Source organism: Bradyrhizobium sp. SZCCHNR1053, assembly GCF_032381235.1.
Classification (GTDB): Bacteria; Pseudomonadota; Alphaproteobacteria; order Rhizobiales; family Xanthobacteraceae; genus Bradyrhizobium.
This window is the reverse complement of record NZ_JAUHJM010000004.1, coordinates 14745-33843: the sequence shown is the minus strand read 5'-3', so window position 1 is coordinate 33843 and position 19099 is coordinate 14745. Positions and strand designations below refer to the sequence as shown.

Below are 19099 nucleotides of genomic sequence, written 5' to 3'. Positions count from 1 at the left end.
GGATATCGGACATCTTCTCAAAGCGCGGGGGAGATCTTAGCGATTCACAAGGTGGGCACAGCTCAATAGCGCCTCAGTATTCGTATCTTGTAGCGCAACAATGCGCCGGCTTCTCGTTGAAAATAGCCCCGGAGAACGAGTTCTCCGGGGCGTTAGCAGTCTACCCCTCTGTGTTGCCTTTCACGGCGAAGCGCACCTCATCAACGAGACGCGTCCGGCGGTGGGTCCAGATCTCGGCATGAAAAACGATGCCTCCATCGGAGGTATACCCATCCGCCTTGGTCAAAGCCTCCGCCGTCCGGCCCCACTTGCGGGCTTTCTGGTTGGCTGCGGCCTGACCGGCAGTGTAGATGTCTTTGACGAGCAGTCCGCCACGAATTTGTCCCTCGCGGATGGCTCGAACCGTGGCATCTCGCTTGAAAAAGTTCGTGAAGGAGCGCTCGCTCTCAACGACCGAGTAGACTTGGTAGTACTTCATGACTTGCCTCCATGAAGCTATGGGTGGGCCACGACGGCCCACCTGACCCGCGCAGGCGCGGACACGGAGGTTATCGGCTTACCCGCGCAAGCGCGGCAGAAGGATCTTTATCTCACCCGCGCGAGCGCGGCCAAATGCGAGCGATGAGAGCCGCTCGTTTATCGAAATAAGATGCCATCGCGGTAACCGCAAGCATGCCGTTACGGTTGTCAACGAGTATCCGCTCGTGAAATTGCAGCGCCTCTGCGGCTCCAACGCTTGGTACGCCAGGTACGATGCCAGCACTCTCTTTTCGCTGTCTTCGTACCATATGGTTAACGCGCGGGCCGGAACGTCTCGACCCGAGACAAATTCTTGTCCTTCTTCGATCGGGATGGCTGTGAGAACGGTGCTACCTGTCGTTCGGCAACCCACGGGATGAGACAAATTTCGTGCGGCTCAAGATCTCGCGTAATAACCGGCAGTTTCAGCACGAACTCCATCAGCGTCTCTAGTTCGTGTGGTTCGCAATAGCGTTCGCTCGTTTCCGAGTCACCACCGTGACCGAGCAAATCCGCTCGCTCTTCTTCCGTAACCAGCTTCTTTTTCAATTGAGCACCAAACAGATGACGAACGGCGTGCGCGCCTAAGCCTTTCTCGGTCACACCCGCAGCCTGCAGGATCGGAGTGAACTCCTTGTAAAAGCGGTCGCCCAGCGGAGAACGACTGGAGGGCGAAAAAAGATCCGGAAAGACAAGATCGTATCCGAGCGCTTTGATGGTCTTGACATAAGCTAGGAAGCCAAGCCGCAGGACTTCCGGATGTAAGGGAATATTGCGTTGCGATTGAGCGTTCTTGATACGGCGACGAGCGTTCCTGGCTATGTGCAAATACGGTATCTTACCATTGTCGACGATCACATCGTCGACCATCAGGCCACAAAGCTCCTCACGTCGGCATCCGGTGTAGTAAATGAGGACGGGGACGAAGTAGAGAGCGCAGTGGAACACGGCCGCGGTACCGCCCGTGCCGGCCTCGGTCATGCGATTCCACCCCGCACAGCCGATGAATGGCGGAGTATTGAATACCGCCTTTAGCTTGTCTAACGGCAACTTCGGCCGAGCGTCGCGCGCTCGCTTGCTCTTTCCTTTCACACGCAGTTTGGAGAGATCAATCTTGTCCAATCCACTGGCACCCCGAATGGCCGCGTGAGAAAAGATCTGGCTCAGGAAACCGAGATGACGGTTCAGCGTGTCGCGCTCGATGCCGCGCTTGTTCTGGCTCTTCTGAGCCGCAATCTCCCTAAGCTCCGCGATGGTGCGGCACTTGTCTCGCGAGGATCTTCCGTAGTGCGTGTAGATGTCGTGACGCAGGAAATCGACAAACCGCGCTAAATTTTCCTGGCTGACCCCGTTGAGGTCCTCAACGCGCTGGTTCTGGAGAAGAAATCGCACGAGCAAATCGGTTATGCTTCTGGCCTGCCGCTGCGTTTTTTCGTCCCACAACTCGTCTTTACTCTTCGCAGCGATGACTCCTTCAGCGAAATTGAGCAGCTCTTTCACATGAATCGAACGCGATCCTACCTCCGCTGACGGCTGTTCGCTGCGGATGGGATCCGCTTCTTGAACCGCCGGCGCATGCGACTGCAGTAGCCGATCGACCGTATCTTGGTCTTCAAGCCGCGAGCCGCCGTAGCGGCGTTCAACAGCGGCAAGCGCGAGCTTCATGCCTCGGAAGTAGATCGACTGAGTTTGCGCCATGTTCATAGCGCTTGGCTGGGCATGGACCTGGTCCAACAAACGGCGAAGAATGTGCGGCTTCGTCGGGACGAACTCATTGATACGAAGCATGGCGAGATGGTCCATGACCGCGTCGATATCGCCGTCTCCCATTCCTTCGGCGGACATTTCCGCGCGATCCTCTGGACGGACGACCGCGCAAAAGCCTTGGGCATCGAGCAGCTTGTAGGCCCAGAAGGCCCGCTTGTCGTCAACCCTCGCCAGGCCGGCGTCGAAGCTTTCAAAACTCTTGGCCGCCGCAGCCACCCGTTCAAGCTTATCGAGGTGGGTCGTCACAACGGCACGCAGCATCCCATCAAGCTGGGCCGGGGAAAGCTGCAAATTAGCATCAGCGGCCAGCATGACGGCGTCTTCGAATAGCGTATCCAGCTTAAGGGTTAGCCTGCGGGCGACGGCAAGACTCGTCGTTCTCAGACTTAAAAAGACATGTGGCCGCTGCAGCACCTTGGCAAGGGGCTGAGGGACCCGACGACGCCAATAGTACGTCGCGTCTCGGCGAACGATGTGGAAGGCCATCGCAAACGACACTCCTGTGCAACAGGATCGTGTCGCAGAGCTGTGGATCACCTCCCCAGCCAGCCCAGATTTGCTGAATTATCAAGGGCATCTGATGATCTGGCTGGGGCGGGAGGGATCGAACCTCCGAATGGCGGGATCAAAAGCTACGGGCGTCCGCAGCAAAATCAACGCCAATTCTGAATTTGGCGCAGATTCTAGCCCTCGTACCCGGCGGACAGAACCTGGGATGCGGCGGTTCCGGCGTCGACTGCGCCACGCTGCACATCCGCAATGTTGGCCGAGACCAACTGCGTTCTCGCGCCCGCGTGCTGGACATTGTGCGAGATCTCCCGGGTGGCAGCGCCCTGCTGCTCCACGGCCGATGCGATCGTCGACGAAATCTCCTGCAGCTTCTCGATCGTGATGCCGATCTCGCGGACGGCACCGACCGATTGCTGGGTGGCGGACTGGATGCTCGAGATCTGCTGGCCGATCTCGCCGGTGGGCCGCGTCGTTCGCGACTTTGACATGGCCGGCAGCCGGAAAGAAGGACGCACGGCGGCTCCCCTTGGTCAAAGCTCGCGGACCCGGCGAGGATGCGCCTTCGTATGCCATGCCCAGGCTGACCTGATGATCGTATGCAGGTCCGATCGCAATGGGCGGAACTGGAGATCGTCGTTGGCAGCTGTGGGGTCCGCCACCAACGTGGAGGGGTCACCGGGGCGACGATCCTTCATCGTTGTGGGCGGCGCAGAACCGGTTTCCCGCTCAATGGCGTGCAACACCTCTTTGACCGAATAACCCTTGCCGGTTCCGAGATTGAACGCTCGTCCGACAATTTTCCTTTCGTTTCTCATCAAGGCATGGATCGCCCTCACATGCGCATCTGCCAAATCGCTGACATGAATGTAGTCCCGGACTGCCGATCCATCGGGAGTATCGTAATCATCCCCGTAGACGGCGAACTCATCCAGGTGTCCCTGAATGACCATCAGCGCCCGCGGAATCAGATGAGTTTCGGGGTCCCGAAGTTCGCCGATGAGCCCGCAATCATCTGCCCCGCAAGCATTGAAATAGCGCAACCGAATCGCGTTGAACCCATATGAAGCCTCGAAGTCCCCGATGATCTGCTCGGCCATCCATTTCGATCTGCCGTATGGATTTACGGCATGCCCTGCTTGGGCTTCTCTGATGGGCATCCTAGGTACTTCGCCATAGACTGCGCCGGTGCTCGAAAAAACAATGTTGGAGCATCCGGCCTTGCGCATGGAGTCGAGCAGCGTCAGCGTGCCGACCACGTTGTTACGATAATATATGTGAGGATGCGATACAGACTCACCCACCAGGCTCGATGCCGCCAAATGAATAACGGCCTGGATCTCAAACTCCCTCAGCGCTGCAACGAGGCTCCGTTCGTCCAGGATGTCCCCCGTAACAAGAGGGCCCCAGTTCACAAACGATCGATGGCCGATTGCAAGGTTGTCGTAGCAGACAGGCTCAAATCCAGCTTCCCTAACTGCCTTGCAACAATGTGACCCGATGTATCCGGCTCCGCCCGTAACAAGAATCCGCCGCCCAGCACCCATGCAAGAACTCGCTTTCTTCAGCCGCAACCTTCCCGCCCCACAACCTCAACCAATGCGATCAAATATCGACACGACACCTTTCGATCGATACCATGGGTTATCGTTGTGGTCGACCGGCTTGCTCGAGTCCCGCTCATTCGGGTGACGGCCTCCAACGTGCTGCAGTCGTCGTAGCGATCCACTCAAGGCAACGATCCGGCCAGTTTGCGACCTCGCCGCCATGAATTCCGAGGCCAAAGCCATGGCCGCCGTGATCACAGATCATGGCCTCCACAGGCACGGCCGCCGCGCGCAGCGCCTCAAGATAGACGAAGCTATTCTCTGGCTTGGCGATGGTGTCGTCCCGAGCGTGAACGACAAATGTCGGACAGACGCCTGGCGTGACGGCCCGCTCAAACGAGTAACGTCCGGCCACGGCATCGGATGGAGACTTCCCGAGCAGGGCCTTGCGTGATCCAGCATGGGTAATGGCTCGATCCATTGAGATTACGGGGTAGACCAGGATGGCAAAGGCCGGCGATCCCGCCGACCGCGAGGCCCATGCCACCATATGCCCGCCGGCCGAGAAGCCCATGGCGCCGATCCGATCGGAGCGAATCCCCCACACCGTCGCATGGGCGCGCGTTACCGCCAGCGCTTCGTCGAGATCGGCCATCGGCAACGGCAGGGCGGTGTCCGCCCGATCCGATTGCGGCAGCCGGTATTTCAGGACAAGGCCGGCGATGCCCCGCGCCGCCAGCCAGCGCGCGACGTCATGACCTTCCTTGTCGATGGTGACGCCGGCATAGCCGCCGCCCGGACAGATGACGATCGCCGTTCCGGTCGCGATCCGCCGCTCGGGGAGGAACACCGTCAAGGTCGGTCGGCCGACGACGCGCACCGACCGGTCGGGACGACTGACGCCACGCTCTTCGATCCGATCGGCCATCGCCGATCCGCCGTTCCTGGTGCCCAGCGCCAACTCGATCGGCAGCCGCCCGTCGCCCGTCGTCGTCCACGACGATCCCATCTGCAGGACCCCGCGCAGAACATGCTCGACGCCCTCGATGGCTGGCAGCGCCAACGTCTTGGCTGAAGACGCCGCTGCATCCAAGCCCACAGCGGCATAGCGGCCACGAACCAGCCGCACGAGGCGCGCAATGCCGGGTTGGGGACTGTCCGTCACGACGGGAATGCCGAACAGGACGCCCAAAACGGCGCCCCAGTTCGCACCGCGCGACGACGGCGCGTAGAGAGCCGCGGGTCGACAGCTACGCAACTGCCAAGCCAGCCGCATCAGGCCGGAGAACCGCGTGAGTCCGGCCGGCCAGAGTTCCGGCGCAAACCAAGTGGGATCGAAACCGTCGCGCAAGGTAGCGGCTCGCGCCAGCGATGCCGCGTCGGCATCGTCGAACAGAATTGCCAATCGGAACGGTGTGGGCGCCTTCATCGCCCCGGCCGAAGCGCACGTTGTGCTGTTCATCGCGTCCGCAGACCGTCAGACCACGTCGGCGAAGCCGCGCTTCGTGCGCATGAAGAAGGCATAGCCAGCGACAGCGACAACGACGCCAGCGGCGAACATCGCGCCCAGCCTCCCCCATTCCGGCGCAAGCCCCAGCACGGCGACCTTGCGCGCATCATCGACCAGCGCGGCAATCGGATTGAGATTGAACAACCATCGGAATTCCGGGGGGACACTGCTCAGCGAATAGAAGATCGCGCTGGCAAACATGAGCACTGTCAGCAACAATGGCACCATCGCGTTGAGATCCCTGACAAACACGCCGAGACTGGACAGCAGCCAGCTAAAGCCCAATGCAAAGCAGATCAACGGCGCGACCACGAGCGGAAGCAGCGTCGCCGTGGCCGGAACCGTACCGTGCGCCAGCAGGACGCCACAGAAGAATGGGACGAAGCTGACGATCATCTGCACGAGCGCGGCCGCCACGGCCGACAGCGACAGAATCTCCAGCGGGAAAACCACCTTGGTGACGAAGTTAGGTTTCGAGACGACCAGAGCGGGCGAGCGTCCGACCGCCTCGGCGAAGAAATCGAATAGGATCAGCCCGCAGAACATCGAGAGCACGAAGTCCAGCTTGCCCGCGCCACCGCCGAGTTGCGGCTGCAGGATGAAGCCGAAGACGACCACATAGACAGTCAGCATCCCCAGCGGCCGCAACAGCGACCAGACAACGCCCAGATACGAGCCGCGGTAGCGCGCCAGAATATCGCGCAAGGTAAACTGCCGAAGCAGCGTGCCGTGCGCGACCAGTCTGCGCACGATTTCCCACGGCAACAGCAGTTGCGGCCAGGAAAAATGATCTCGCGATTGCTGCACGGCCGCCATGTTACGTCGCCCCCGCTACGAAACCATAAGTATCAACAAGTTTGACAGTAGCGCCAAACGAGTGCAAGCAAATAGCTGAATTTCGCAAGCCGACAGCGACGATTCCGCATCCTTCTCAGGCACAGCGCTCATGACGACCGGGCATCAGGATCGCTTTCCGCCTTGGGCTCTGGCGCTCTTGACCTTCGTCGGATCAGCGCTGATCGCGTTGCCCTCGTTTCCCGGACGGATGAATGCCGATGCGCTCGACCTGTATGGCCAGGCACTCGGCGACCGCTTTCACGACTGGCACGCTCCTCTCGTGGCCTGGCTGTGGAGAACGATCGGCGCCTCTCCGGCCCTGGTCGCGGGGCATACCACGCTGATCGTCTTCGCGATCGTTTATGCGGTCGTCCTCACCTTACGCGCCAATGGCCTTTCGTCGCCGGCGGCGTTGCTGGCCGCGTTCGGATTCTCGTTGTTCCCCCCCGTACTCAACCACCTCGTTGCGGTCTCGAAGGACACCTGGGTGGCCGCGCTATTCGTCGCGACCTTCGCGATGTCCTCGGCGGCCGCGCCAACCAGGCTCGTCCATACGCGCGCAGCCCTGATTGCGCTGGCGCCATCGATACGCCCGGAGACCGTTCTCCTGCTGCCGCTGTTCATTTGGGGTGAGTACGTCCTGGCCGGACGAAAATTGCTCCCCGCCGTCCGCTTCGCCGGGGTCTTGCTCCTCACCGCCGCCGCGCTAGGCCTGTTCGTCGCAAAAGTCGTCAAGCCTGAAGCCCGGCATGCCGAGGGCGGGATCTTTCTGTTCGACCTCGCCGGCATTTCGATCCGGACCGATCAGCTCTTGCTGACTCCCGCGAGCTTTCCCGCCAACGATCTTGCTGTGCTGCAGCGGCACTACTGGAGCGACAGCCTGTCTCCGATCGCATGGGCGAATCCCGAAAGCGAAATGGTGCGGTTCGTCGTCGGCGACGACTTGGCAGAACTGCGTCGCCGCTGGGAGAGCGCCGTTGTGGCCTATCCGCTCGCATATCTCGACACCCGTAGCGTCATCGTGCGCGAGTACCTGCGCGGGCATTGGACGTACCATCCCGGCATCGATTCAAATCCTCGTATTCACCTCTTTTGGCCGAAGGCGAACGGAATGGTGAATGCCTATCTCGATGCCGCGCCTCGATGGCTCTCCAGCCATTGGCTGCCGATGATCGGAGCCGTCGTCCTTCTGGCGGCCATAGTGCGGCTGAAGCTGCATCGGCGTCGACCGGAGTGGATGGTCTATCTGGTCGTGGCTATCGCCTATCAGGTCATGCTGCTTCCCCTCATCGTCGTGCCGGATTATCGGTTCGGATATGCGTGCGTGATCCTGTTCTTCCTGATCCTTGGGTTGACGTCGCGCGATCTCGCGCTGATGGAACGAGCGCGGACTGTGGGCGATGACCATGGGACCAAGGCGGAGGGCGTCGCCGGCGGGTTGGCCGCGCCGGCGCCGACGTCCGCGGGATTACCGGGTCAGAAGCCAATAAACCGCGCGCTGCACCGGTGAGCCCCGACGATTGCGGCCGGCGTGCCAATAATCGTGCCGGAGCACCCATCGGAACGACTGCGGTCGCGCCAGCATCCGCAGACTGTGCGGATAGGCCAGCAGTCGTCTTGCGTATACGGCACCGAATCCTTCTCCGTGCGGAATATCGCCGACATGACGCGCCTCGGCTTCGGTCGGATACTGCAGGAAGCGCTTCAATTGCGCCGCCGCCGCGTCCTTGGACAAGGCGAGGTCCGGAAACCGGACCTTCAGCGCCAGATAGTCGTCGACGAATTGCATCGCCCCTTGTTGCATGCGCACGATACTCTCGACCCTGTAGGGCTCGAGATCGGTGGACGCCCTAACGGGAAAATAGTTGCCGTCGGCGTCGCGCTCCATACGAACGATCGTGCCCTCCGTCGCCGAAAACAACAATTCGACGACTTCGACCCCCTCCCAGATCAAGCGCCGGTAGTCGTCCGGTTCGCCCCGCCGGAAAAGATAGGCGTCGTGGGGATATTTCTCGTCGGGCAGAACGATCTCGTGCGCGAACCCATATGTGCCGAGGTAGAGTCCGGTAATCTCCGGGCAATCCCCCCTCTCGCGCAGCATATCGGTGATCGACCGCTGCATCGTACCATGCCACCCGACGTCGATCAGGCCAACGCGGCGGCCCCCCACCAGACCGGAAGCGCTCAAATAGTCCAGCAGAACCTCACGTTCCTCGCGCGCGTTCTCGCAGATCGGTCCTGCAAGCCCGAGGAACAATTGCCGCAGGCGTCCATAGTCCGCTTCCGTCTTGACCTCGTGGTCGGGGCCGCTAAATCCAGCCGCACCGAAAGCTCCCTGATGTTTGCGCCAGTCGACGCCAGCGCGCTCGATGAATTGCGCCGCTGTAAGCACCGATGTCCCGCCCGACAGAAACCGGATGACATCCTCATTGAGGTCCTTGATCGCCGCCACGTTAAGCGCACGCCTCGAACCATAAAGATAGTGCGTCTCTTTGACCGCTCCATCTGCCGCGGCGGCCAGCTTGTCATAGACCTGCTGCATCACGAGCCCTTCACGGGCCAGGAAATACAGGGCGTCCAAGCGGCGCGCCTTAGCCTGCTCAATCAACCATTCCGTGAAGCCGACAAACAGCGGACCGGCCGTTACATAGCCGAAATCCTCCCAAAAGCTCTCCTCGCGCGAGACCGGCACGGCGTCCCGTCTTGCATGGGTGATCCGGTTGGCGATCAGCCCCTGCGCGACCGACCTTGCCGCAGATGCAGGCTCCGATGTCTTCCACACCTTCGAGGCGCGGTGAGAGCTCATATACGCGTCCATGCAGCGCCGGTAATGCCAGGTCGACATTCCATGCTTCCGTCCCATCTCGATATCCGCACGGATGTTGTCGCCGATGTGGAGCCAGCGCTGACCTTCACCGGGCAGGCGCGCTCGCGCTTCGGCATGGAGCTCGCCGGTTGACTTCGTCTTCTTCGAGACCGACGAAACCAGTAAGGCTTCATAGCCGTCATAGCCGGCATTCCGCAGCAGGTCGGCAATCACCTGCTCCGGAAGGTACGAATCGGAGATGAAGGCGATTCGCTTGCCGCGATCGCGGCACCAACGATAGGCATCATGAATGAACGGATTGCGCCGGCAGACGTCGAGCTCCGCCTCGATCTCCATTTGAGCAACAGCCTTAGATAACTCCGAATCGATAGCCAGGGACTCGGAAAGGGTGCCGTAGATTTCGTCCAACGTGACCTCCCGGGCACGATGGCTTTGCCAGGCGCGTTCGCGCGCCAACCGCTCCGCATCGCGCCGCGCCACGCCGAACTGAATTGAATCGGCGCCGAGCCTGCGGCGCACAGCCGGCTCCATCAACAGAAAGAGATCATCGGGCTCCGCCAACGCGCGAAGAATCGACGTATCGAAGACGTCGAATGAAACGACGTCGGCGTCATCAAGTCTGGATTGGAGTTCCGCGTCCATGTCGCTTTGCATGCTCAATCGAATTTTCTTCGGCGAAAGACGCGATGAAGAAAGCCCTTGTCCTGGCGCCGCTTTCGAAGCCACGCCTCCAATAGAAACATCTGCCACGAAATATTGGCCAGGGTGCCGATCCCGGTGCGGCCGCTATTCAGTTCCTGACGAAGCCATTCGTTGCGGAGGAAGACGCTGTAGTTCTCATGCTGGTGGCTCTGATCGACGACCGAATTGCTGTATTCGACCGCGCCTGCCGGCAAACGATGGTGATAATAGGCCAGGCATTCGCACAGCACTCCGATCTCGAAGGATTGCAGGAATCGGACATTAAATTCCCAGTCACCCAGAACCGGAAGATCCTCCCGGAACGGGCCGATCTTCACCAGCGCATCTCTCCTGAACAGGAACGAGATCGGCGGGAACATGTTTTGCGCCAGCATGCGAAACAAATGCACCCCCTTCACCCAGGAATTGAAATCGTGTCGTTGCACGGTCTCGATCCGGTCCTCCCTGATGGACTCGACGACTCTCTCCGTGTGGGTGATCACGCCGGCCAGTTTCGGAAACGTCGCATTCGCCTCCATATAGGCCACAGTCTTACTGAGGAAGTCCGGTCGCCATGCGTCGTCATCGTCGTGAATAACGATATAGCGGCTGGATGTCGCTTCAACGCCTTGATTTGACGCGGCTTCCATGCCGCGCGATGTATTATTGTGGATGACGTGGCAACGACCTGCATAGCGGCCCGTGCGCTGGGCGATCAGTCCGTCGACCGTGGCAGGATCGCCGCCGTCGTTGACCACGACGTGAATCCAATTCTCGAAGCTCTGGCCCAACACGCTGTCCAGGGCGCGCGGCAACAGCAACGGACGGTTCCTGGTCCGCGTGATCACCGCAACAGTGTCATCCATCTGATGATATCCCCAATCCATCCCGTCAATCACCGTCGGAGCGACGAACGAGGCCGATCGCGCGCAACCAGCCAGAAGGCTGCCGTCTTTCCAGCTCGCCGACGCGCTGTTTGAATCTCTCGCTTTCCTGCCACCAGCGGTCGGTCTGCTCCCTCTGCCATTGCAAGTCGATGGCGGCGCGGTAGCGCTCGACGAGCCATTCGCCGCGGTAGAGATAGCCGCGGATCTTGTCCGGCACGCCTTCCGCGAGCCCGGCGCGGTACCAGCGTTCGCCCTTGGGAAAGAGGATGCCGAGCCCCCACCGGTTCAGGAATTCGAAGTGCGGATGGCGCTGCTTGATCTCTGCCCAGAAACGGGCGGACTCGTAGCCCGATGACGGCGCGATATCGTGCATCAGGACGATTCCGTCCGGGGCAAGCTTTGGCAACCAGGTGGTGAAATCGCTGCGAACCGCATCATAGGTGTGCAGGCCGTCGATATGCAGCAGATCGATCGAATCGTCGTCGAACGCTTCCGTCGCCTGATCGAAGCGGGCACGATGCAGCACAAAGCGATCATCGGCGAACGAGCCAGCCATCGTTTTCGCGGCCGTCTCGTACACTTCGCCGCCGTAGTGGCCGCAGTGCTCGTCGCCTTCCCACGTATCGATGCCGACGACCCGGCTCGGCAGATCGCGATCTTTGACCGCCTGGCAGAAGGCAAAATAGGAGCAGCCGTAGTGAACGCCGAGTTCGACGATCAGACGCGGCCGCGAAAAGCCGACAAGATCATACGCGAAGTCGCGGTGCCCCTGCCAGGGGGATATCGCGAGCTGCGGGTTCAGGACATCCGACTCGTAAGCTGGTTCGCTGACGACCCAGACTGGTTGCTGCGACAAGTCGGCGGAATGCTCGGGCTCGATCATACGCCACACCGGATTGATGGAGGCGCTGCCGAACCGGGGGCTGGCCAGGCCGTGGAATCGCCAAACGGCACGATGTCGAGCTTCGTTATCGGGTTGTTGAAGATGCCGTGGATCGCCCGACCAGGACTGATGGCGTTGAGCTTGACGACGCTATGAGCCCAGCATTGGACGACGTGCCGCAGCGGATCCGTCCCCTCGCCAATGCCGACCGTAAGAGTGTAGTCGCCCGGCTGGATTTCCGGCCAGACAAATTCGAGCCGCACCAGGTGTTCGCCGGGATCGAGTGCGACGACGCCGCAGGCGAGGCTACAACTGTTCTCGCCGCAGATTTGATTGCCGTGACGGTCGCTGAGCAGATAGCCGACGATCACGTGCGTCTTCGTTGCGGCGCAGCCAAGCAACAGGTCGACGCTGATCCGGTCGCCCGCCTGAACCGTACCGGCCGGAGCAAGATCAGGTTTGGTGACGGCGACCCGCCTGATCAGAACGTCCCCCGCCCCGCTCAATTGCGACGATTTGAGATCAATCCATGGCAGCCGCTCGAACCTGTTCGCGTCCATGTCCGCGCCCGGCGCGGCGCGTCTGCCGAGCGCTGCGGAGCCGGCGTCCGCCACGGAACGGTCGCGTCCGTCGGAGACGCGGTGCGACATCCTGATGTAGAAATCGACTGCATCCCTGGAGCTTCCGGCGAAGACGATTTCGCCGCGGTCGAGCACATAGGCGTATTCGGTCACGCTGCGGATCGCCTGGAGGTCGTGCGTGACGAAGACCTTGGTGACATCAGCCATCGCCTCCCTCATGTGGCGGATGCACTTCTGCTGGAAGAAGATGTCGCCGACGCTCAGCGCCTCATCAACCAGCAGCACCTCCGGCTTGAGACAGGCGGAGGTGGCGAACGCCAAACGGACGGTCATGCCGCTGGAATAGGTCTTGGTCGGTTGGTCGATGAAGTCGCCGATGTCCGCAAACGCGGCGATTTCGTCGAATTTCGCGTCGGTTTGCCGCCGGCTCATACCGCGGATGGCCGCATTCAGATAGACATTCTCACGCCCCGAAAAGTCCGGATCGAAGCCGCTGCCAAGCTCGAGCATGGCGGCAATGCTGCCGACGACGGCGATCTCGCCCTGGCTCGGCGTCAGCGTCCCAGCGAGCAGCTGCAAGAGCGTGCTCTTGCCTGAACCATTGCGGCCGATGATGCCGACACTGGCGCCGCGCCGCACCTCGAGCGAGACGTCATGCAGGGCGTAGTAGTTGCGCACGGCGCCATGCGACAATCGCTCGCAGGTGTCTCGCACCGCGGCCGGCAGGAACGGCAGTTGGCCAAGCCGCCCGAGCATCGGCCCATGTAGGCGCGCCGCCGGCGACGACCAGACCGTATAGGCTTTGGAGACGTTCTCGACTTTGATGGCGAGTGATGGCATCTGCGCAGACTGCGGACGAGGGCCATGCCATCAAACATCAACGAGCAGGCTCTGGCAATTGCAACCTTGAAGATGTCCGATATCTATCAATCCGGGGCGAAGAACGGTAGAGAAGAACGACAGAATCGTTGAATACAATTCGTACCGGTATTCTTTCTTGATCTGGGACAACACATTGCCCCGCTGGGCGCCGCTTCTGCCGGCCAAGCTTCGCTTCCGGCACATGCTGGCGGCGCATCACGGCGGACGGACAACAGGCCGGTTCGTGGCTGTCCCGGAGGAACCGCCGCCCGACCCGCGCCGCGCGCCACTCCGCATTCACTTCTGGACACCCAATCCGTGGCCCAGCACCGCCATCCATGTCGATCGGGTCGTACCGGAGTTGCGCCGTCAAGTCGCAGCTCTCGGTCTGCCTTGGCAGATCGATGCCGGAGGCCTCCCCACCGCGCCGGTGGATTGGCTGCTCTGCCTCAAGGCCGTCCCGCCGCGTGGCCTGTGCTCACCGCATCGTACCGTCCTGCTGCAGCCCGACGACGCGGACCGGGTCTGGGCGGATCTCGACCGCTTCGCTCATGTCGTCTCGGTTTCCTCTCCGGTATTCGCATCGTTCTTAGGGACTGCCCATTCCCGCACCTGGTTCATCGAGGAGACCGAAACGGTCGATCTCATCGAAAGCGGCGGCGCCGCGCTCGACGCTGCGGCACCCTCGCAACGACCGCCACTCTTGTTGTGGCATGGTACGCGGGAAAGCCTCGATGGTCTCGTCGCCCTGAAGGACGCGCTCGCTTCGCTCGGCCGCGACACCGATGCCGAACTCGTCATCCTCACGAACCTTCCGGAGCGGAGCGAACGGTGGGGCGCTCTGCCGGTCCGCTACGCCGCTTGGTCGCCCAAAGCGCTGTGCGCGCTGGCAGCCCAGGCCCGGCTGGGCATCGTCCCGGCGCGGCCGTCAGTTCCCGATTCCTATCTCAAGTCTGCCGGCCGCATGCGTGGCCTGTTCGCCCGGGGATGTCCGGCCATCGGCGACGCCCGGTCGCCGGATGTTGTCGCCTTCAGCGAGATCTGCGGCATGCCGTCGGCGCAGACCGCGGATCAATGGCGCGACGCGATTCGGCAGATCTGGAACGATGATGTGCGGCTGGATCGCATTGCGCGTCAGGGACATGCCCATATGCGCGCGCATTACAATACGGCTCGAACCGCGGCCCAGTGGCTTTGGTTCCTCGGCGGTGGGGCCGAAGGGCCCAACCGCCACGACAGTACCCATCCCGCTGCCTTGCCCCGAGACCGCACATGACCGCAACCGGCGAGAGCAGCCACTCCTCTTCTGCCGTGGTGCACCGCCGCACGACCTCGTCGCCGCTGACGATCGAGCAGGTCCACACCCGCGCGCAACTACACGATTTCATCGTCCTGCCGCGAGTGATCTACAACGGGATGCCGGGTTTCGTCGCTCCGCTCGATTTCGAACGGCGGCAGATGCTCGATCCCCGGCACAACTCATTCTTCACGCACGGGCAGGCAGCCTATTGGATCGCTATGCGGAATGGTCGGCCGCAGGGACGCATCTCGGCCCAGATCGATTACGCTGCCACCGGGCCGGAAGCGGCCGACATCGGATTGTTCGGGTGTCTCGACGCGATCGACGACGGCGACGTCGTCAACGCGCTGTTCGTGGCCGCGGAGGCGTGGCTGCGTCGGCAGCGGCGCAAGGTGGCTCGGGGACCGTTCCTGCTGTCGATCAATGGCGAATCTGGCCTCCTCCTGGAAGGGCAACAGGAGCCGCCGATGACGCTGTTCCCATGGCATCCCGGCTATCTCGATGGTCGCGTTCGCGACGCCGGATACGCGCTCGTCCGAGAGTTGCTCTGCTTCGAGTACAATAGAATGGACGTCGGCACCGAGGGGCGTTTCGAACGATTCTCCTCCATGCGACGTCACGCCGGCATCACCACGCGCGACATTCATCTCGACGCCCTCGACGCCGACATGGAGCTGGCGAGGCAGATCTTCAATGATGGTTGGCAGGACAATTGGGGCTTCACCCCGACCACGCAGTCCGATGTGCGTGCACTGACGGCCCAATTCAAGCCGATGCTGTTTTCGGACGCTGGATTCTTCATCGAGGTCGATGGCGAGCCCGCAGCATTCATGCTGGCGATTCCCAACTTGTTCGATGTCGCCGCCGGGCTCGGGCCTGTCCCGAGCCTCGTCGGCTGGCTCAAGCTGTTGATCCGCATCAAACGCGCGAAGTACCGTTCCTTCAGAATTGTCCTACTCGGCATGGCCTCGAAATACCGCAGCAGCGCTCTCCGCGCAGCGATTGCGGCCGTCATGGTCGAGGAACTCTGGAAGCGCGGATCGACGCTGGGCATCGACCGGGCAATAGCCGGGTGGGTTCTCGACAACAACCCCCTGGCGCAATCCCTGACCCGGATCGGATTGCGACAGTCCCACACCTATGGAGTCTACGAGAAGAGCATTGTAGACTGACTTGAAGTTGCCGTAACTAGGCAGCGCAACTTGGCACGCAATCGGAGGCACGATTGACCCAATCGAATGTGGAAAAGGCCGCTCTTGCCGCCTCCCTGGCCGACCAGATCCTTGAAGTCATTGTCAGCGAAGGGAAGATCGACCCGGCCAAGACGACCCCCGATGCGACGCTGGAGAGTCTCGAGATCCAATCCATCGACGTCGTCATGATCCTGATGGCGATCGAGGAGAAGTTCGGCGTCTATGTGCCGATCGACGGCGGCATCGCTGACGTCAAGGACCTGAGCGGATTCGTGCAACAGATCGAAGCCCGCATTCTGGTGGAGCGCAGCTGACGTGTCGCGCCCTCGCGTCGTCGTCACTGGCATGGGCGCGGCTTGCGCGACCGGCAAGGGCATTGACGCCCTCTGGCGCGCAGCCCGCGACGGACAAAGCGCCGTGGGACCGCTCGAGTTCGAGCGGCCGGGCTCGAACCAGATCAAGCTCGCAGCGCAGATCAAATCCTTCGCCCCGGAGAGCTATGTCGAGGCCAAGGTTCTGCCGTTCTGCGACCGATACGCGCAGCTTGCCATCGTCGCTGCGGACGAAGCCCTGTCCCAGGCAGGCCTTGCGCGCGAGGAGCGCCAGGGGCCGACGACCGCCGTGATTCTCGGAACCGGCGTCGGCGGCATCACCACCATCGACGAGCAGTGCTACAGCGCCTACGCGACGAAGTCCCGTCTCAATCCGCTGGCCATTCCGCGCATCATGAGCAGCGCCGCCACCTCGCACCTGAGCATACGCTACGGCTGCACTGGCCCGACCTTCACCATCACGAGCGCCTGCGCCTCATCGGCCCAGGCGATCGGAGTAGGTACCTCGCTGGTCCGGTCCGGCGCGGTGGAGCGGGCGATCGTTGGCGGCAGCGAATCGTCGATGACCGCGCTGAATATCCGCACCTGGGAATTGCTGCGAGTGCTGACCCCGGATGCCTGTCGGCCCTTCTCCACCGGCCGCAACGGCATGGTGCTCGGCGAGGGCGCCGCCATCATGGTGATCGAAAAACTCGAGACCGCGCGCCGACGCAACGTCGAACCGCTGGCCGAGATCGTCGGCTATGGCACGTCGAGCGATGCTTTCGACATCGTTCGTCCCGACCCCAATGGCGCTCGGTCCGCGATCGAACAGGCGATCGCCGACGCCGGGCTGACGCCCGGCGATATCGACTATGTCAACGCCCATGGCACCGGCACCGTCGCCAACGATATCGCCGAGGCCGAGGCGCTGCAGCGCGTGTTCAGCGACCGGCTGCCCCGCCTCGCAGTGTCGTCCACGAAGCCGATCCACGGCCACGCACTGGGCGCCGGCGGGGCGATCGAACTGGCGATCACCATCATGGCGATGCGCGACAACATTGCGCCGCCGACCATCAACTGGCTCGGTGCCGATGCGAAATGCGGCATCGACCCGGTCGCCAATGCGGCGCGCGCAATGCCGATCCGCGTCGCCATCTCGAACTCCTTCGCCTTCGGAGGCGTCAACGCATGCCTCGCCGTCGCGCGGGCGGATTGACCCTGAGGGATCTGATGTGAGCGGGCCGGACAGCGCGCAGGATCAGGTCAGCATCGGTCCGATTGCGGTCCGGGCTGACAGGGCGGACGTCGCTGCCTTCGTGTCCGCGCTGGGGCTGCAGCGCCGCTTCGGCCCCGTACCGTTTGCGTTTCCGATCCGCTGGCTCAGCCTTCCCGCAATCCGACCAACCGTGATCGGCAGGCTCGGGCTCACCGATGAAATCGTCGTGCAGCAATCGCAGACCTTCACCTATCATGAAGGCCTCGGCCCCGATCGCGACTACGGCTTCGCAGTCGAAGCCCGTCGCGAGCGGACCCCAACGGACCGGACGCTCTTGCGCGGGACCGTGTGCGATTCCGAAGGGCGGATCGTCGCAACGCTCGACACGCTGTTGCGCACGTTTCGTCCCGACACAGCACGCGACGCCGCACTCCGCTCGCGCCCGATGCCGGACTCGAGCTTTCCAGTGATCGAGACCGGGCCGATCGACATCGCGCAGACCGAGAGCTACGCGGCGGCATCGCTCGACGACAATCCGCTCCACAGCGATCCCGCAACGGCTCGCGCCGCAGGTCTCGACGGCCTGATAATCCACGGCATGCTGGCGATGGGGCAGATCGAAGGCGCGCTCCGCGACTGGATACCGGCACTGCGGATCAATCGCATCCACGGCAATTTCCTGTTGCCCGTTCCAGTTGGCAGCCGCCTCATCTTCTCCGGTCGTGTTGTCAAGCGAATGCCATCGGACATGCCGGGTAGCGGTCGCGCCGAGCAGTTGATCCTGCGCGTCATCGTCTCGACCGATGCGGGGTATGCAGCATGCGTCGCTGAAATCGCGGCGCGCCACGACGGCTGAGGATCGCACATCATGTCCGCCCCAAGCTCGATCGTCATCACGGGAGCCAGCAGCGGCATCGGCCGCGCGCTCGCGATGAACTATGCCGCGCCGGGGATCCACATGGCGCTGTCCGGTCGGGACGAGGGCCGCCTGGAAGAAACGGCAGCACAATGCCGGGCCAAAGGCGCAGCCGTCACGACCGCATCAATCGATGTCCGGGATCGCGATCGAATGGCGGGATGGATCCGCGCCATCGACGACGCCGCCCCGATCGGGCTCGCGATCGCCGGCGCCGGGGTCACCGCTGGGCTCGGCATCGGCCGGCTGCGGGAAGATCCGGCCGTCGTGCGCAACGTGATCGCAATCAACCTGATCGGCGCCATCAACACCATCGATCCCCTGGCGGAGCGGATGTGCATGCGCGGGCGCGGGACGATCGCCGTCATCGGGTCGATCGGCGCCTTGCGCGGCCTGCCCTCCTGTCCCGCATACAGCGCCAGCAAGGCCGGCCTTCACGCCTATGCCGAGTCGCTTCGTCCTACTCTTGCCGCCCAGGGCGTCACCATCAGCACCGTTGCGCCTGGATTCGTCGACACGGCGCTCAACCGCGACACCGTTTGTCCGAAGCCCCTCATCATGAGCGCCGACCGTGCAGCCGCCATCATACGGCGGCGGCTGGAGCGCGGCGATGCGGTAATCGCATTCCCCCGCCTGCTGGCCTTCGGTCTGCATTTGACCCGCCTGTTGCCGCGGCGCTTGACCGACCTTGCGTTCGCCGCAGTCCATGTCGACGTGCCCGAGCGCACCGAACTCTACAACGAGTGACAGGCG

The 19099-nt window shown here is 62.3% G+C and carries 16 protein-coding genes and 1 pseudogene; 7 read left to right on the top strand and 10 right to left on the bottom strand.

The annotated features are described in order from the left end of the window. Window positions 1–160 precede the first annotated feature (160 nt). From QX051_RS12315 to QX051_RS12290, 6 genes and pseudogenes are all read right to left on the bottom strand, one after another. On the bottom strand, window positions 161–478 hold the full coding sequence (locus QX051_RS12315; protein ID WP_315776300.1) for a hypothetical protein: 318 nt from the start codon (window positions 476–478) through the stop codon (window positions 161–163). A gap of 314 nt (window positions 479–792) precedes the next feature. Beyond that, window positions 793–2772 (bottom strand): DUF6538 domain-containing protein, encoded by a 1980-nt coding sequence (locus tag QX051_RS12310; RefSeq protein WP_315776299.1) that lies wholly within the window; start codon window positions 2770–2772, stop codon window positions 793–795. A 212-nt stretch (window positions 2773–2984) separates the two neighbouring features. Beyond that, window positions 2985–3323 (bottom strand): annotated as a pseudogene (locus tag QX051_RS12305) (methyl-accepting chemotaxis protein); the annotation flags it as partial. Window positions 3324–3326: 3 nt separating this feature from the next. Continuing rightward, a complete protein-coding gene (gene galE / locus QX051_RS12300; protein WP_315758001.1) occupies window positions 3327–4340 on the bottom strand; it encodes a UDP-glucose 4-epimerase GalE in 1014 nt (337 codons plus the stop codon). 133 nt (window positions 4341–4473) lie between these two features. Beyond that, the gene (locus QX051_RS12295) at window positions 4474–5769 is read right to left on the bottom strand and encodes an alpha/beta hydrolase (protein ID WP_315776297.1); all 1296 of its coding nucleotides are present in this window, start codon (window positions 5767–5769) and stop codon (window positions 4474–4476) included. 48 nt (window positions 5770–5817) lie between these two features. Further along, window positions 5818–6666 (bottom strand): ABC transporter permease, encoded by an 849-nt coding sequence (locus tag QX051_RS12290; RefSeq protein ID WP_315776295.1) that lies wholly within the window; start codon window positions 6664–6666, stop codon window positions 5818–5820. A gap of 130 nt (window positions 6667–6796) precedes the next feature. On the opposite strand from QX051_RS12290, the gene QX051_RS12285 reads away from it, so the two are divergent. Then, a complete protein-coding gene (locus tag QX051_RS12285; protein ID WP_315776293.1) occupies window positions 6797–8197 on the top strand; it encodes a hypothetical protein in 1401 nt (466 codons plus the stop codon). Here the strand turns inward: QX051_RS12285 and QX051_RS12280 are convergent. Genes QX051_RS12280 through QX051_RS12265 form a run of 4 tightly spaced genes read right to left on the bottom strand, consistent with a single transcriptional unit; the run spans window position 8156 to window position 13302 of the window. Continuing rightward, window positions 8156–10156 (bottom strand): hypothetical protein, encoded by a 2001-nt coding sequence (locus QX051_RS12280; RefSeq protein WP_315776291.1) that lies wholly within the window; start codon window positions 10154–10156, stop codon window positions 8156–8158. The two genes, QX051_RS12285 and QX051_RS12280, sit on opposite strands and share 42 nt — an antisense overlap. Window positions 10157–10170: 14 nt before the next feature. Further along, window positions 10171–11061 carry a glycosyltransferase family 2 protein gene (locus QX051_RS12275; protein WP_315776290.1) on the bottom strand — a complete coding sequence of 297 codons (891 nt, stop codon included), beginning with the start codon at window positions 11059–11061 and terminating at the stop codon, window positions 10171–10173. 25 nt (window positions 11062–11086) lie between these two features. Continuing rightward, a complete protein-coding gene (locus QX051_RS12270; protein ID WP_315776289.1) occupies window positions 11087–11965 on the bottom strand; it encodes a class I SAM-dependent methyltransferase in 879 nt (292 codons plus the stop codon). Then, entirely contained in the window at window positions 11962–13302 is a 1341-nt protein-coding gene (locus QX051_RS12265; RefSeq protein WP_315776538.1) for an ABC transporter ATP-binding protein, read from the bottom strand. Before QX051_RS12265 ends, QX051_RS12270 begins: the two co-directional genes overlap by 4 nt. A 241-nt stretch (window positions 13303–13543) precedes the next feature. Between QX051_RS12265 and QX051_RS12260 the strand changes: the two genes are divergently transcribed. From QX051_RS12260 to QX051_RS12235, 6 genes are read left to right on the top strand one after another with little or no spacing between them, the layout of a single operon-like run. Continuing rightward, window positions 13544–14683 (top strand): glycosyltransferase, encoded by a 1140-nt coding sequence (locus QX051_RS12260; RefSeq protein WP_315776288.1) that lies wholly within the window; start codon window positions 13544–13546, stop codon window positions 14681–14683. After that, entirely contained in the window at window positions 14680–15879 is a 1200-nt protein-coding gene (locus QX051_RS12255) for a hypothetical protein (RefSeq protein ID WP_315776287.1), read from the top strand. The genes QX051_RS12260 and QX051_RS12255 overlap by 4 nt, the downstream gene beginning before the upstream one ends. A gap of 53 nt (window positions 15880–15932) precedes the next feature. Then, window positions 15933–16214: an acyl carrier protein gene (locus QX051_RS12250; RefSeq protein WP_315776286.1), complete on the top strand. Its 282-nt coding sequence runs from the start codon at window positions 15933–15935 to the stop codon at window positions 16212–16214. A gap of 1 nt (window position 16215) precedes the next feature. Continuing rightward, a complete protein-coding gene (locus QX051_RS12245; protein WP_315717187.1) occupies window positions 16216–17430 on the top strand; it encodes a beta-ketoacyl-[acyl-carrier-protein] synthase family protein in 1215 nt (404 codons plus the stop codon). Continuing rightward, the gene (locus QX051_RS12240) at window positions 17336–18286 is read left to right on the top strand and encodes a MaoC family dehydratase (RefSeq protein WP_315776285.1); all 951 of its coding nucleotides are present in this window, start codon (window positions 17336–17338) and stop codon (window positions 18284–18286) included. Before QX051_RS12245 ends, QX051_RS12240 begins: the two co-directional genes overlap by 95 nt. Before the next feature lie 12 nt (window positions 18287–18298). Further along, complete coding sequence (locus tag QX051_RS12235; RefSeq protein WP_315776284.1) at window positions 18299–19093, top strand: SDR family NAD(P)-dependent oxidoreductase; 795 nt, start codon at window positions 18299–18301, stop codon at window positions 19091–19093. Window positions 19094–19099 lie beyond the last annotated feature (6 nt).